This is a genomic window from Spirochaetota bacterium (assembly GCA_004297825.1).
Classification (GTDB): Bacteria; Spirochaetota; UBA4802; order UBA4802; family UBA5368; genus FW300-bin19.
Window position 1 is genome coordinate 1 of record SCSX01000018.1, and the last position, 14,529, is coordinate 14,529.

Sequence of the window (14,529 nt, forward strand, 5' to 3'; positions counted from 1 at the left end):
ACTTTATATCGTATATCGAGTGACTTGACCTACGATAGTTTTCCATCCCGCAAGCATACTAAAGTCTTCGACTGAAGTCGAGGGTTTTACTCCCCGTATGGGACAATAACCGGTATTCTTTACAGGGGGAACCGCACACCGCTCTCCCCCGCCACTATACAGAATTAATGTAAAACTGAGAGCATAACTCTGAAATTTCCAACGGTTTTTTGTCAAGAATTTTCTTGCTCTACGGGTATCTCCTGCCCTTCCACTTTTTCGGGTGCGATCCCCTCAAGGTCGCCTTCCTCATGCTGGTACACGTCGACCTTCCGGTACTCCCGGACCCCGGTGCCTGCGGGGATGAGGTGGCCGATAATGACGTTTTCCTTGAGACCGCGCAGCTGGTCAACCTTGCCCTTTATGGCGGCATCGGTGAGCACGCGCGTGGTTTCCTGGAAGGAAGCCGCGGAGATGAAGGACTCCGTATTGAGCGCCGCTTTCGTAATACCCATGAGCACCGGTATCGCGGTCGCGGGCTTCCCGCCCTCCTGCCCGACCCGGTCGTTTTCGTCGATGAAATCGAACTTGTCGACAATCTGTTCCACCACGAAGGTGGTGTCGCCCGGATCCGTGATCTTGACCTTCCTGAGCATCTGGCGGACGATCACCTCGATGTGCTTATCGTTGATTGCCACGCCCTGCAGCCGATACACTCCCTGGATTTCGTTCACCAGGAACTTCTGGAGCTCCCGGGGACCCTTGATCCGGAGGATATCGTGCGGGTCTATCGGACCATCGTCGATCTTTTCGCCCTTGTTGATGAAGTCGCGGTCCTGGACCCGCAGGAACTTTGACGCCGGGATTGAGTATTCCTTCTGGGTAGTGTCCTCGGCGGAAATGATGATCTTGCGCTTGTTCTTCGAGGTGTCGCCGATAGTTACCGTACCGTCGAGTTCGGAGAGCGTCGCCGAGTCTTTAGGCGTGCGCGCTTCGAAGAGCTCCGCAACCCTGGGCAGACCGCCGGTGATGTCCTTTGTTTTCTCCACCTCGCGCGGGATCTTTGAAAGGATCGCCCCCGCCTTGACGGTATCGCCCTCTACGACCATGAGGTGCGCCCCCTTGGGAAGCAGGTACGTCGTCGGCTCACCCGATGAGGGGTAAATATCGATCCGGGGCTGCAGCTTTTCCGTCTTGTACTCTACGATGACCCTTTTCACGTTACCCGTCAGGTGGTCCATCTCCTCGCGGAGACTCTTGTTAAGCTCGATATCGACGAACTGGACCTTGCCGGCGCTTTCTGTGACGATCGGCTCGAGCCAGGGGTCGAACGATGCGAGCATCTCGTTCCGTTCGTAGAACTTCCCTTCCTTGGCATAGATTTCGGTGCCCACATTGATGGGAATCGAGTGCGGATCGCCAAGAACGTATATTTTCTTCTTGTCGTATTTCAGTATGCCCGAGGTCTTTGCGGTGTATTCTTCGCCCCCGCTTCCGCGCGCGACGGCGGTTCCCGCGTAAATCTTGGAACCTTCCTGGAGCAGATTCTCGGTTTCTCCCTTAAGGTTCAGCTCGCCCACGACCCTCTGCACGACCATGTAGCCGCGCCGGACGGAGATCGTTTTCTTGTCTTCGGTCCGGATGGTGCGGAAAGTCAGATCTTTCACGAATACCGAATAGTTGAGCCTGATATCGCTCTCCTCTACCGAACGTGAGGCGATCCCGCCTATATGGAATGTACGCATGGTCAACTGCGTGCCCGGCTGACCGATCGACTGTGCGGCGATGATGCCGACCGCTTCTCCAAGGTCCACGGGGCGGGCAGTCGCAAGATTGCGCCCGTAGCACTTGGAGCACACGCCATAGCGAGCCTCGCAGGTGAGTACCGAACGAATTTCTATCGTATCAATATTGAGATCATCGACCACCTTCGCGATTTCCTCGGTGACGATTTCGTCTGCCTTGCAGATGATTTCCCCGGTCACGGGATTGATGAGATCGTAGAGGAGGGTGCGCCCAAGGGCGCGCGCGCCCAGGGACTCTATTATTTCATCGGCCTCTTTGATGGCCGTGACGTCGATGCCGATCGTCGTACCGCAATCCTCTCCCGTGATCACCACATCCTGTGCGATGTCGACGAGACGCCTGGTAAGATAGCCCGCATCGGCGGTTTTAAGGGCCGTGTCTGCAAGGCCCTTGCGCGCCCCGTTTGTCGAGATGAAATATTCGAGTACAGTCAGTCCCTCGCGGAAATTTGCGCGAATGGGAACGTCGATAATCTCGCCGCTGGGTTTGGCCATGAGACCGCGCATACCGGCAAGCTGGCGTATCTGCTGCTTCGATCCGCGCGCCCCGGACTGCGCCATGATATAAATCGGGTTGAATCCGTTGCGGTCCTTCGCGAGCTCCTCGAACATCTTTTCGGCGATGATTTCGTTGGTACTGGTCCACACGTTGATAACGCGATTGTAGCGTTCCTCGTTCGTGATGAATCCCATGCGGAACTCGTTCTCGATTTCCTCGACCTTCTTGTCGGCGTCGAGTATAATGCCCTTTTTCTCGTTGGGCACGATGATGTCCGAGATACTGATCGTCGGGGCGAAATAGGTTGCGTAATGGTACCCCATTTCCTTGACGTCATCCAGCACCTTCACCGTGTGCGTGGGACCGAATTTCCTGAATATATCGGAGATGATCCCCGACAGGCCCTTGTCGTTAATGGTCCGATTCACAAACGGGTATCCCTCGGGCATGACCTTCTGGAATGCGAGTCGTCCCGCGGTGGTATCCACCCATTCATTGTTCATCAGGAACTTGATTTGCGTCCGAACCTTTATCTGTCCGAAATCAACCGCGCGGAGGACCTCGTCTTCATCGTCGAAATACAACCCTTCGCCGGGCGCCCCCGGAAGCAACGAGGTCAGAAAATAAACCCCGAGAACGATATCCTGTGTGGGCGAAACCACCGGCTGTCCGTTTGCGGGTGAGAGCAGGTTGTTCGCCGAAAGCATGAGGGTCCAGCATTCAAGCTGCGCCTTCGGGGAGAGCGGAACGTGCACTGCCATCTGGTCGCCGTCGAAGTCTGCATTGTAGGCATGGCAGACCAGCGGGTGGAGGCGAATGGCCTTCCCCTCGACCAGCACCGGTTCAAAGCCCTGAATGCCGAGCCTGTGCAGCGTGGGGGCACGGTTTAAGAGAACCGGGTGTTCCGAAATTACCTCTTCGAGTACTTCCCAAACCTCGGGCCTCTCGTTTTCCACCATCTTCTTGGCGGACTTGATGTTTTGCACATAGTCTTTATCGACGAGCCTTTTCATTATGAAAGGCTTGAAAAGCTCGATCGCCATTTTCTTGGGAAGGCCGCACTGGTACAGCTTGAGCTCGGGGCCGATGACAATTACGGATCGTCCCGAATAGTCGACGCGTTTCCCGAGCAGGTTCTGGCGGAAGCGACCCTGCTTCCCCTTGAGCATATCGGAAAGAGACTTGAGCGGACGGTTGCCCTTCCCCTTGACCGCACGCTTGCGCCGGCTGTTGTCGAAGAGCGCGTCCACGGCTTCCTGGAGCATGCGCTTTTCGTTGCGCACGATAATTTCAGGCGCCCTGAGCATGAGGAGCCTCTTAAGCCGGTTATTGCGGTTTATCACCCTCCGGTAAAGGTCGTTCAGGTCGGAGGTGGCAAAGCGCCCGCCGTCCAGCTGAACCATGGGACGGAGCTCGGGCGGAATAACGGGGATCACGTCCAGTATCATCCAGTCGGGCTTGTTCCCCGAATCGCGGAATGCCTCGATGATCTCGAGCCGCTTGATGAGCTTCTTGTCGACCTTCGTTTCCTTGCCCTGTATCTCGGCGCGCAGGTTCTTGGATTCTTCGTCAAGATCGATCTTGACCAGCAGCTCCTTAATCGCCGAGGCGCCCATATCGGCGACAAGCGTATCGCCGTATTTTTCGTAATAATAATTGAAGGTTTCTTCGTCGAGCGTGTCGCCGGATTTCAAATTTTCCGCGGCGGCCTCGCCCGGGTCAATCACCACGTATTTTTCATAATACAGCACCGATTTGAGCGCATTCACGGTCAGGTTGAGCAGGAGCCCCATCCGCGAAGGAACGGAGCGGTAATACCAGATGTGGGCCACGGGGCACGAGAGCTCGATGTGGCCCCCGCGCTCCCGGCGGACCTTGTAATGGGTGACCTCAACCCCGCAGCGGTCGCAGACGACCCCCTTGTAGCGAATCGACTTGAATTTGCCGCAGTAACACTCCCATTCCTTGGTCGTTCCGAAAATCTTTTCGCAAAAGAGTCCGTCCCGTTCGGGTTTGAGAGTCCGGTAATTTATCGTCTCGGGCTTTTTAACCTCCCCGTATGACCATTCCCTGATCATGTCGGGCGATGCCAGCTTTATCTGAATCGAATTGAAATCGTTAAAATCCCTCATATAGTTCCCTTCACCAGGTGAATTTATTCGCGAGCGTGTTCCTTCCGTCAGATATTCTGCAAGGTGTCGATCTTGATCTTGCGTTTCGGCTTGGTGAATCCTTCGCTCCATTCCGATAGACTGATCTCGTTCGAGGCCTCGTCGAAAATCTTGACGTCGAGCGCTAGACCCCTGAGTTCCTGGACGAGCACATTGAACGACTCTGGAATACCGGGAGATGTCGTGTTGATGCCCTTCACGATCGCTTCATAGATACGGGCACGGCCCAGCATGTCGTCCGACTTCACCGTAAGCAGTTCCTGGAGCGTGTAGGCGGCACCGTACGCCTCGAGCGCCCAAACCTCCATTTCCCCGAGCCTCTGCCCTCCGAACTGCGCCTTCCCTCCGAGCGGTTGCTGGGTGACAAGCGAATACGGTCCGGTAGAACGCGCGTGTATCTTGTCATCCACCATGTGCGCGAGCTTGAGCATATAGATGTACCCGACCATCACCTTGTTCTCAAAAGGCTGGCCCGTACGCCCGTCGAAGAGCTCGGATTTGGAGTCTTCCGGGAGTCCTGCCTTCTTGAGATACTCTTTTATATCCACGGTCGTGGCGCCGTCAAAGATCGGTGTTTCCACGAGAAGGTCGAGTTCTTTCGCAGCCCATCCGAGTTCGGTCTCCAGTAACTGTCCCAGGTTCATTCGGGAAGGAACCGAGAGCGGGTTCAGTACGATATCAACCGGCGTTCCGTCGGGGAGGTACGGCATCTCGTATTCCGGAACGATGCGCGAGATGACACCCTTGTTCCCATGCCGGCCCGCCATTTTATCGCCGACCGATATCTTGCGCTTCGTAGAAATGTAAACCTTCACCAGTTCCTCAACGCCCGGGGCCAGTTCATCGCCGTTTTCCCTTGAAAAACGCTTCACGTCGAGCACGATGCCCTCGATGCCGTTAGGCACCCGTAATGACGTATCGCGCACCTCGCGCGCCTTTTCGCCGAAGATCGAGTGCAGCAGCTTATACTCCGGGGTGAGGTCCTGTTCGCCCTTGGGCGTTACCTTGCCGACGAGTATATCGTCGGGCTTGACATACGCGCCGACGCGCACGATCCCGCCGCTGTCGAGGTCCCTGAATGCCTTCTCGCTCAGGTTGGGGATGTCCCTGGTAATTACTTCGCGACCGAGTTTGGTTTCACGGGCCTCGATCTCGAACTGTTCGACGTGCAGCGAGGTAAAGGTGTCATCCTTTACGAGCCGTTCCGATATCAGGATGGCGTCCTCGAAATTGTAACCCATCCAGGGCATGAACGCCGCCAGGATGTTTTTACCGAGCGCGAGCCGCGCATTTTCCGTCGCGGGCCCGTCAGCCAGGACGTCCCCCTGCTTGATCTTTTGCCCCAGCCGTACCATGGGGGTCTGGTTGAAGCATGTTCCCTGGTTTGTCCTCTTGAATTTAAGAAGGTCGTAGGTGTCGGTCTCCCCATTCGAGGCTTTCACCTTGATCACCCTCGCATCCGCACTCACGACTTCGCCGCCGCGCTGCGCGATGAGAAGCACACCTGAATCGTATGCCGCCGCCGGCTCTATGCCCGTCCCCACCAGGGGACATTCGGTCACCATGAGCGGAACGGCCTGCCGCTGCATGTTGGATCCCATAAGCGCACGGTTCGCATCATCGTGTTCAAGGAACGGTATGAGGCACGTCGAAACGGAGAATATCTGCGACGGACTTACGTCCATGTACTGAATTTCATTGGGTTTCTTATAGGGAAAGTTGCCCATATTCCGGCAGGGAATGAGGCTCTTGGTGAACACGCCATGGTCGTCAATCTCGGCGTTCGCCTGGGCGATAAAGTACTTATCTTCCTCGTCGGCGGTGAGGTATTCGATCTTGTCGGTAACCTTGCCCTTTTCAACGACCTTGTACGGCGTTTCGAGAAATCCGTAGTCGTTGATTCGGGCGTACGTACTCATGGAAACGATAAGGCCGATGTTCGGCCCTTCCGGCGTTTCTATGGGACACATGCGGCCATAATGCGACGGGTGAACGTCGCGGACTTCGAAGCCCGCCCTTTCGCGCGAAAGACCGCCGGGTCCCAGGGCGTTGAGCCGCCTCTTGTGGGTAAGTTCCGCGAGCGGGTTCGTCTGGTCCATGAATTGCGAGAGCTGACTTGAACCGAAGAATTCGTTGATGACCGCGGTTATCGGCTTGATGCTGATCAGCGCCTGGGGAGTGACAAGGTCCAGGTCCTGTATGGTCATGCGCTCCTTGATCACGCGCTCCATCCTCTGGAACCCGACCTTGATCTGGTTCATGATGAGCTCGCCCACGGAACGCACCCGGCGATTCCCCAGGTGGTCGATATCGTCCACGTAGTACCCTTCCGCCTCCGCAATGAGGTGGAGAAGATATTTTACCGTGGCGACGATGTCATCCTTGCTGAGCACCTCGGCGGTGACCGCCTTATTGTCGAAGCCGAACTTCTTGTTGATTTTATAGCGCCCGACCGAACCCAGGCTATAGGTCCTGGGATTAAAGAAGAGCCTGTTCAATTCCGCGCGTGCGTTGTCGATATTTGAAGGCTCACCGGGGCGCATAATCTGGTGGATTTTGAGAATCGCCTCTTCGGCCGTATGACATTCGTCTTTCTCAAATGAATTGAACAGAAAAGCGTCGTCCTTGCTGTTCGGGAACTCGATCAACTCCACTTCCTTGACCTTCTCTTCCCTGAGCCTGTCAATAATATCGATGTTGATCCTTCCGCAGGCCTCGATGATGATCTCGCCCGTTTCGGAACTCACGATATCCCGCGCGACCCTGCGGCCCGAAAGCGCATCGAAGGCCTCTTCGCTGTTGAGCTTCAGGGTCTTCGTGGTGTAGAACAACTTCACTATTTCGTCGTTTTTCTCATATCCCAGGGCCTTGATGAGCAGCGTTACCGAGAATTTTTTCTTCCTGTCGATACGGGCGATTACGTAGCCCTTGGTGTCCATTTCGAACTCGAGCCAGGAACCGCGGTCGGGTATCACCCTCACGTTGTAAACGCGCTCGGCTTCCTCGTAGAAAAAGAATATGCCGGGAGATCTGTGCAACTGGTTAACCACCACGCGCTCCGCGCCGTTTATGATAAAGGTTCCGCGGGGCGTCATGAGGGGAATGTCCCCCATGTACACAGTCTGTTCGCGTACCTCCATACTGTCCTTCTTGATAAGGCGGATCGTGGCCTTGAGGGGTGCCGCGAAGGTGGCGTCACGCTCCTTGCATTCAACCTCGGAATATTTTGGCGATCCTATCTCGTATTCAAGAAATTCCAGCACGACGTCTTCGTGGGGGCTTTCGATGGGGAAAACCTCTTCAAAAACCGCATGAAGCCCATGATTTTTCCGTTTTCCCGGAGCGATATTATCCTGTAAAAACCATTCGTATGATTTCAGCTGGATATCGATGAGATTTGGAAGCCCGGTTTTAGGGTTGATCTTGCCGAAATTCAGTATTTTCGCCTTTTGCATGGAAGGTTTATCCTTTCACTTTTTTTTGCTTACCCAATAAATACGCGTCCGGCGACTCAGCACCCGGAGTTACACTTAAACGCTTGCAGTTTCTGGTAAAGGGTGTATGGTACATGTACTATATTAAGAAAAACCGCTGCCCACGGTAGAAGAGTCAGATTACTCACCCCGGTTACTCTGAACAAGAGTAATAATAACAATAAAAAGCCGAAATTCAAATTAAATAACGTCAAAAAATAATTATAGAGACGCCAATAGGTTTGATTGCCAGGCAATCAAACCTATTATTGTCCCTACAGTAAAAGGCGGCTGATGCCGATGTCCGATTTACTTGACTTCGACAGTCGCGCCGGCAGCGATAAGCTGCTCTTTGATCTTATTCGCATCTTCTTTGGAAACCTTTTCCTTAACCGCCTTACCGCCGGCTTCAACCAGGTCTTTGGCTTCCTTGAGACCGAGCGACGTGATTTCGCGGACAACCTTGATAACGTTGATCTTATTATCCCCGAATCCCGTAAGGATGACGTCAAATTCGGTTTGTTCTTCCACGGCCTCGGCAACCGCGCCGGCGACGGCGGCCACGGCGACGGGAGCAGCGGCGGATATTCCGAACTTCTCTTCCATCGCTTTAACCAGCTCTGCCGCTTCGATGAGCGTCAGGCTTCCAATCGCATCCAACAATTCTTGAACAGAAAGCTTTGCCATTTGGTTACTCCTTATACTTAGTGAACTTTATCAAGTTAATACGGTGTATCCCGTAAAAACCTATAAGGGTAATTCAAGGCATTGTAATCACATCCTTACGCAGAATTACTGCAGATTATGAAATCACAAACCCCTTAAATTACAAAAACAAGCCCGGACTACAGGGCGTTTTTTTCTGCAACAGCGTTTATGCCCCTCGCCAGCGACGCCATGATCTGGTTCGTTCCAATGGCCACTTTCGAAGCAGGGCCGTTGAGGAGCGACATGATCTGCGAGAGAAGCACTTCTTTAGAAGGAAGATCGGCTATTGTGCGGACCTGCTCGCCGGTATAGATGACGTTATCCATCACACCGACGGAGAAGCTGAACTTCTCGATCTCCTTGTTGAAATCCTTTAATATCTTCGCGGCCTCACCCAGGTCGGTCTCGGTGAACACCACACCGACCGGACCCACCAAGTGCTTATCCATGTCGATCCCGATGGTATCCTTGATGGCGCGTTTGAATAGATTATTTTTAACAACCTTATAATCGCAGCCTTTCGAGCGGAGCTTCCTGCGCAAATCGCTCAGGTCCTTCACCTTGATGCCGGAATAATTGGTGAGGATGATGTTGCGCTTCTTTTTGAGCTTTTCCGACAGGCTCTGTACTTCGTCGATTTTATACTGTTTAACCATTACCGTTAGATCCCCTTGTGGTTGATCTTGATGCCGGGCCCCATGGTCGAGCTGAGAAACACCGACTTGATATAGTTTCCCTTCGCATCCGAGGGCTTGTCTTTCATTACCTGGTTGAAGAATGTCTTCACATTTTCAACTATTGCGTTATTCTCGAACGATACCTTGCCCACGCCGACGTGCACCACTCCGCTTTTATCGGCCTTGTATTCTATGCGGCCGCCCTTGAGCTCTTTGATGATGCCCTTGACGTCGTCCGTCACGGTTCCCGCCTTGGGTTTCGGCATAAGTCCCTTCTTGCCGAGAACCGGACCGAGCTTGCCTACTTCCTTCATCATATCGGGGGTGGCAACCACCGCCTGGAAATCTATCCAGCCGCCCTTGATTTTCTCAATGACATCCTCGGCACCTACAAGGTCCGCGCCGGCGTCCCGCGCTTCCTTCTGCTTGTCGCCCTTGCATATCACAAGGACCTTGACCTGCTTGCCTGTACCATTGGGAAGCGATACCGAACCGCGCACATTCTGGTAACTCTTGTGCACGATCTTCACCGAGACTTCGACGCTCTCGTCGAACTTGGCGAACTTGAGCTCCTTCATGAGCCCCACGGCCTCTTCTATGTTGTGCAGGACGTTCTTGTCTACTTTGGTTCTGGCGTCAGTGATTTTCTTTCCGCGATTCATTGCTCTTCCTCATTGCATCCTTGATAATAAACGACGAGGTTCCGATACGACCGGCCTACAACTCGACTTCGACTCCCATGGATTTTGCGGTCCCCGCGATAATCTTTACCGCCGCATCCAGGGTATTGGCGTTCAGGTCGGGCATCTTAATCTTCGCAATCTCTTCGAGCTGCGGCCTCGTGATCTTGCCTACCTTGATTTTATTCGGCTCCTTTGATCCCTTTTCCAGTCCCATCGCCTTGCGAATGAGCACCGATGCGGGAGGAGTCTTTATTATGAATGTATAAGTCCTGTCCTCATACACCGAGATGACGACCGGGAGAATGGTGCCCTCCTGGTCCTTGGTCCTTTCGTTGAAGGCCTTGCAGAACTCCATGATATTAAGCCCGTGCTGCCCAAGGGCGGGACCGACCGGCGGAGCGGGGTTGGCCTTTCCGCCCGTGATCTGAAGCTTTATCATGGTAACGATTTTTTTCTTCTTCGCCGATTTTCCTTTTGGTGCCATGAGAATTACCCTGTCTCGCTAATATAGTTCGCTATGCGTGACGCACGAAACGCCTTCGCATGATACTGTCAGATTTTACCCACCTGGAGGAAGTCGAGCTCAACCGGCGTACCGCGGCCGAATATTTCAACCTTCACCCGCAGCCTGCCCTTTTCCGGGTATACTTCTTCAATCACCCCACTGAAGTTGTTGAAGGGGCCGTCTATTACTTTCACGTGTTCTCCCACGGCAAAATCCATTACCACGGAGACTTTTTCCTTCGCCCTTTGCTCGCCCATCTGGTCGAAAAGAGCTTCAACCTCTCCCTTTTGCAAAGGTCTTGGACGGTTCGTGCCGAATGCGCCCACGAAATTGGTCACACCGGTCGTGTTCTTCACCGCGAGCCAGGTTTCGTCATCGAGTTCCATTTCGATCAACACGTACCCGGGGAAGAACTTCTTCGATTTCAGGCGCTTCTTGCCGTCCTTTATCTCCGGCACCTCGACAGTCGGTACTTTTACCTGAAATACCTTTTCCTGGAGGTGCAGATTCTGTACTTTCTTTTCCAGGGCCAGTTTGACCTTATTTTCATGCCCCGAATAAGTATGGATTACATACCACTCCTTCGCCATATCAGCTAATCACCAGCTTGATTATCTGCATGAGCGCGGAATCAACCAGCCAGAGGAATATAGAGACCACGACCACCGATACGATAACCACCATCGTAAAGCTCGTGACTTCATCCCTGTCCGGCCAGGTTACCTTTTTAAGCTCCTCGCGGGCTTCTTTTATATATCCAATTATCTTCTTAATCACGCTCACACCCTGCCTGTACGTAGTGGTACGCCTACGCCTTGGTCTCCTTGTGGGGAGTATGGCGATTGCAGAACTTGCAGTATTTCTTTATCTCAAGCTTGCCAGCCTGGTTCTTCTTGTTCTTGGTGACCGCGTAATTACGGTTTTTGCATTCCTTGCAGGAGAGTAAGATAATGTCGCGCATAAAGACCCTACCCAGAAAATAAAGTATGAGCACACTAAATGATGCTCTTTCCGCGTCAAGCAATTAATAGAACTACGCCTTTTCTCTGTGCGAGAAAAACCGAGGACCGATGCAGCGAAGATGCATCACGTTGTACATACAAGAGCCCACGACCAGAATCGAACTGGTGACCTTTTGCTTACCATGCAAATGCTCTACCGACTGAGCTACGTGGGCACAGTGGCGATGTAGTATCGAAATCGACCCTCTTTTTGTCAACAAAATATTTTCACACTATAGATCAGGTTGATGATTTTTTATGGGACATAATGTCAAACCCTGCGCGCAGACAGCCGGCAAAGAGTGCCGGCTGTCTGCGCGCAGGGGGAACGGGGATTATTCCTTGTTTTCTATGATATACGAGGAGATATCACTCCCGCTTAATTTCTTCTTGAAAGCGGTCGCATCAGATTTCGAGTGTATGCCTTCGATCCGGACCTTGAAATATTCCTTCTCCTTGATGAGGATCACCGGCCTGTCCACCATCGATTCTATTTTTACCTTAAGATCCTGCGCCTTTTTCTGGGAATAGAACGCCCCGGCCTGGATGCTGTATCGGCCCTCGCTGTCGTTTTTCGTGCCGTTGCGGCCGCCCTTGTCCGCGCCGTCGCTTTTGAGATCTCCGCTTACCGGCTCGACTTCGTCGCCTTCACGAACGGCGGTTTTCTGGTCGCCTTCCTGCTTCACAAGGTTGATTCCCACCATAACCTCGCCCGTGGAAACCATGTCCAGCTGCTTGGCGGCGCCGAACGAAAGATCGAGAATCCGGTCCTTTTTGTATGGTCCGCGGTCATTGACCTTCACCTGCACAGATTTGCCCGTATCGAGATTTTTAACGGTTATAAGACTCCCGAAGGGCAGGGTTTTATGTGCTGCCGTGAGTCCGTTCATATCGAATTTTTCCCCGGATGCGGTCATTTTACCGTTGAACTCCCTCCCATACCAGGACGCCATGCCGGTCTGGTAGAATTGTTCTTTCCTGGGGGTATCGGCGGTGCCGCTCACCATGATTTCATCGGTCTGTCCCTTCGCCTCGGTTTTTTTACCGGCATGTTTCGCCCGGGGATCGACCATTTCGTTCTCGGGTTCATCGGGGTAGGTATATACGTATTCATCGCCGTTTACCGGCGCTTCCTTCTTTTTAATTGCAGTTGAACTATCCTTGGTCAGGGACTTCCCGGGCGCACACGCCGTGAGCAGCATAAACATGAGAAGTATCGCGATTATTATTATAACGGCACGGACCACATGTTTCATCGATAAACCTCCAGACTCCAGTTCTAGGTGGATTATCGGTAACTTTCGGTGAATGCCTTACTATATAAATAGTAGTTTTCGGGGTCAGATTCGCTATCAGGCGCGGATCGCGCACGCTGGCAAAAGGTTCTTGACCTTCGTACTTGCTGTACCATAGTGGCGCGATATTTCCCCCTATAAAAGGTCACGAGGTCGCACAGATGAGCATAGTTTCATGCAAGCCCACGATCACCCGAAAGGAGCTCGAGAGCGTTCTCGACTGCCTTATCAGCGAAAAACTCGAATCCGGCGACATTATCAAGAGTTTCGAGTCGCAGGTATCCGAACTCACCGGGCTCAAGTACGCTCTCGCGACCAATTCGCTCACCTCGGCATATCACCTCGCATTTATTGCACTCGATCTTAAGCCGGGTGACGAGGTCTTGCTGCCGTCCTACTTCGACCCCGCACCGCTCAACGCCCTGCGTCTCATGGGGGCCCTGCCCGTGCTGGTGGATATCGACGAGAATGCCCTGATTCCGTCTGTCGGGCAGGTCAGGGAAAAAATTACCACGGCGACGAAGGCCCTGGTTCTGGGCCATACCTTTGGCTTCATGGTACCCATGGCGGAATACCGGGAACTGGGCGTACCCCTAATAGAGGATATTTCGCATGTAATCGGGGCGGAATACGAGGAGAAGTCCGCGGGCCAGGACGGTTTGATCACCATCGCCTCGTTCGCACCCTCCATGATGATTACCACTGGCAACGGCGGGGTCGTGCTCACCAACAACTCAAGGCATTTTTCCTCGATGCGCGACTCAAGGTCATCTTCCGGACCGATCCCTTCTTTCGATTACACCATGACCGATTTCCAGGGCGCGATGGGCGTTTCCCAGTTATCCCGGCTCCAGGACTTTATCAGGCGCAGGAGGGATATCGCGAGGGTTTACCATGAGGTCTTGAAAAATACGCCGCACCGCACGATTTACGCATTCAGCGACGGTTTCGTATACCAATCCTTTCCGATCCTGTTTGACGCCAGCGCCGAAAAGACGGAAAAATTCTGGAAGAAAAGCGGCATCGAGGTGATTCATCCCTGTGCGGTCCCGTTGCATCAGCATCTGGGCTTGAGAGGAATGGATTACCCGAATAGCGACAGGATGTCTAAAAAACTCTATGCCCTTCCCGTCTATCCGACCTTATCCAAGAAGGAAATCGAGAAAATTGCGAAGACCCTCGCTAAGTTTATCTAAACAGGGGACTTCGAGCACCCCATGAGGGAACCAAATGTATATTCTCACTGTTGAAGACAGTTTTGCCTCGGCCCACCAGCTGAACGGATATAAGGGCAAATGTGAAAACCTGCACGGACACAACTGGCGCGTCGTAGTGAGCGTTCGGGGACGTACGCTCAATAAAACGGGTCTTCTCATCGATTTTCACGACCTCAAGGCGTTGCTAAAACCGATTATCGCCGAGCTCGATCATAAAAATCTGAACGAATTGCCTTTTTTCAGGGATAAGAATCCCAGTTCTGAAAATATTGCCGCTCACATAGCCCTTCTCCTGGGGGACAAGCTTTCAGGGTTTGGAGCCATGGCAGAGCTTGAATCCGTGGTTGTCTGGGAATCCGACACCTCGCGCTGCACCTATATTCCTGAGCGGTAAAAGAGATGAACATATTTGATTTATATGTTCACTTATACTGTTACAAACTGCCGAAAAGCCAAAAATATTTCAACTTTGAAAAAATAATTGCTTGAATTTTTTATGTTTAAAAATCACTATCC

12 protein-coding genes and 1 tRNA gene are annotated in these 14,529 nt (G+C 52.9%); 2 read left to right on the forward strand and 11 right to left on the reverse strand.

Annotation, left to right across the window (positions count from 1 at the left end):
- Positions 1–212 precede the first annotated feature (212 nt).
- The 11 genes from rpoC to EPN93_03540 all read right to left on the reverse strand — a co-directional run bounded on the left by rpoC (position 213) and on the right by EPN93_03540 (position 12,757).
- Positions 213–4,415, reverse strand: a complete 4,203-nt coding sequence (gene rpoC / locus EPN93_03490; GenBank protein TAL38805.1) for a DNA-directed RNA polymerase subunit beta' — start codon at positions 4,413–4,415, stop codon at positions 213–215.
- Positions 4,416–4,462: 47 nt separating this feature from the next.
- Positions 4,463–7,909, reverse strand: a complete 3,447-nt coding sequence (rpoB, locus tag EPN93_03495; GenBank protein TAL38806.1) for a DNA-directed RNA polymerase subunit beta — start codon at positions 7,907–7,909, stop codon at positions 4,463–4,465.
- Positions 7,910–8,236: 327 nt separating this feature from the next.
- Complete coding sequence (locus EPN93_03500) at positions 8,237–8,614, reverse strand: 50S ribosomal protein L7/L12 (protein ID TAL38807.1); 378 nt, start codon at positions 8,612–8,614, stop codon at positions 8,237–8,239.
- Positions 8,615–8,772: 158 nt separating this feature from the next.
- Positions 8,773–9,291 carry a 50S ribosomal protein L10 gene (locus EPN93_03505; GenBank protein TAL38808.1) on the reverse strand — a complete coding sequence of 173 codons (519 nt, stop codon included), beginning with the start codon at positions 9,289–9,291 and terminating at the stop codon, positions 8,773–8,775.
- Positions 9,292–9,296: 5 nt separating this feature from the next.
- Positions 9,297–9,974, reverse strand: a complete 678-nt coding sequence (locus EPN93_03510; GenBank protein TAL38809.1) for a 50S ribosomal protein L1 — start codon at positions 9,972–9,974, stop codon at positions 9,297–9,299.
- Positions 9,975–10,029: 55 nt separating this feature from the next.
- Positions 10,030–10,479, reverse strand: coding sequence for a 50S ribosomal protein L11 (rplK, locus tag EPN93_03515; protein ID TAL38810.1), 450 nt, complete (start codon positions 10,477–10,479; stop codon positions 10,030–10,032).
- 68 nt (positions 10,480–10,547) lie between these two features.
- Positions 10,548–11,090 carry a transcription termination/antitermination factor NusG gene (gene nusG / locus EPN93_03520; GenBank protein ID TAL38811.1) on the reverse strand — a complete coding sequence of 181 codons (543 nt, stop codon included), beginning with the start codon at positions 11,088–11,090 and terminating at the stop codon, positions 10,548–10,550.
- A gap of 1 nt (position 11,091) precedes the next feature.
- On the reverse strand, positions 11,092–11,274 hold the full coding sequence (gene secE / locus EPN93_03525) for a preprotein translocase subunit SecE (protein TAL38887.1): 183 nt from the start codon (positions 11,272–11,274) through the stop codon (positions 11,092–11,094).
- Between the two features lie 34 nt (positions 11,275–11,308).
- Positions 11,309–11,461 (reverse strand): 50S ribosomal protein L33, encoded by a 153-nt coding sequence (gene rpmG, locus EPN93_03530; GenBank protein ID TAL38812.1) that lies wholly within the window; start codon positions 11,459–11,461, stop codon positions 11,309–11,311.
- A gap of 143 nt (positions 11,462–11,604) precedes the next feature.
- Positions 11,605–11,677, reverse strand: a tRNA-Thr gene (locus EPN93_03535).
- Positions 11,678–11,836: 159 nt separating this feature from the next.
- The gene (locus EPN93_03540) at positions 11,837–12,757 is read right to left on the reverse strand and encodes a septal ring lytic transglycosylase RlpA family protein (GenBank protein ID TAL38813.1); all 921 of its coding nucleotides are present in this window, start codon (positions 12,755–12,757) and stop codon (positions 11,837–11,839) included.
- 200 nt (positions 12,758–12,957) lie between these two features.
- On the opposite strand from EPN93_03540, the gene EPN93_03545 reads away from it, so the two are divergent.
- Both EPN93_03545 and queD read left to right on the forward strand, forming a co-directional pair.
- Positions 12,958–13,992 carry a DegT/DnrJ/EryC1/StrS aminotransferase family protein gene (locus EPN93_03545; GenBank protein ID TAL38814.1) on the forward strand — a complete coding sequence of 345 codons (1,035 nt, stop codon included), beginning with the start codon at positions 12,958–12,960 and terminating at the stop codon, positions 13,990–13,992.
- Positions 13,993–14,026: 34 nt separating this feature from the next.
- Entirely contained in the window at positions 14,027–14,407 is a 381-nt protein-coding gene (gene queD / locus EPN93_03550) for a 6-carboxytetrahydropterin synthase QueD (protein TAL38815.1), read from the forward strand.
- Positions 14,408–14,529 lie beyond the last annotated feature (122 nt).

What these genes read in the sequence shown, in the direction of transcription:
- rpoC (TAL38805.1), bottom strand. Translation starts at nt 4,415, where the DNA reads ATGAGGGATTTTAACGATTTCAATTCGATTCAGATAAAGCTGGCATCG.
- rpoB (TAL38806.1), bottom strand. Translation starts at nt 7,909, where the DNA reads ATGCAAAAGGCGAAAATACTGAATTTCGGCAAGATCAACCCTAAAACC.
- EPN93_03500 (TAL38807.1), bottom strand. Translation starts at nt 8,614, where the DNA reads ATGGCAAAGCTTTCTGTTCAAGAATTGTTGGATGCGATTGGAAGCCTG.
- EPN93_03505 (TAL38808.1), bottom strand. Translation starts at nt 9,291, where the DNA reads ATGGTTAAACAGTATAAAATCGACGAAGTACAGAGCCTGTCGGAAAAG.
- EPN93_03510 (TAL38809.1), bottom strand. Translation starts at nt 9,974, where the DNA reads ATGAATCGCGGAAAGAAAATCACTGACGCCAGAACCAAAGTAGACAAG.
- rplK (TAL38810.1), bottom strand. Translation starts at nt 10,479, where the DNA reads ATGGCACCAAAAGGAAAATCGGCGAAGAAGAAAAAAATCGTTACCATG.
- nusG (TAL38811.1), bottom strand. Translation starts at nt 11,090, where the DNA reads ATGGCGAAGGAGTGGTATGTAATCCATACTTATTCGGGGCATGAAAAT.
- rpmG (TAL38812.1), bottom strand. Translation starts at nt 11,461, where the DNA reads ATGCGCGACATTATCTTACTCTCCTGCAAGGAATGCAAAAACCGTAAT.
- EPN93_03540 (TAL38813.1), bottom strand. Translation starts at nt 12,757, where the DNA reads ATGAAACATGTGGTCCGTGCCGTTATAATAATAATCGCGATACTTCTC.
- EPN93_03545 (TAL38814.1), top strand. Translation starts at nt 12,958, where the DNA reads ATGAGCATAGTTTCATGCAAGCCCACGATCACCCGAAAGGAGCTCGAG.
- queD (TAL38815.1), top strand. Translation starts at nt 14,027, where the DNA reads ATGTATATTCTCACTGTTGAAGACAGTTTTGCCTCGGCCCACCAGCTG.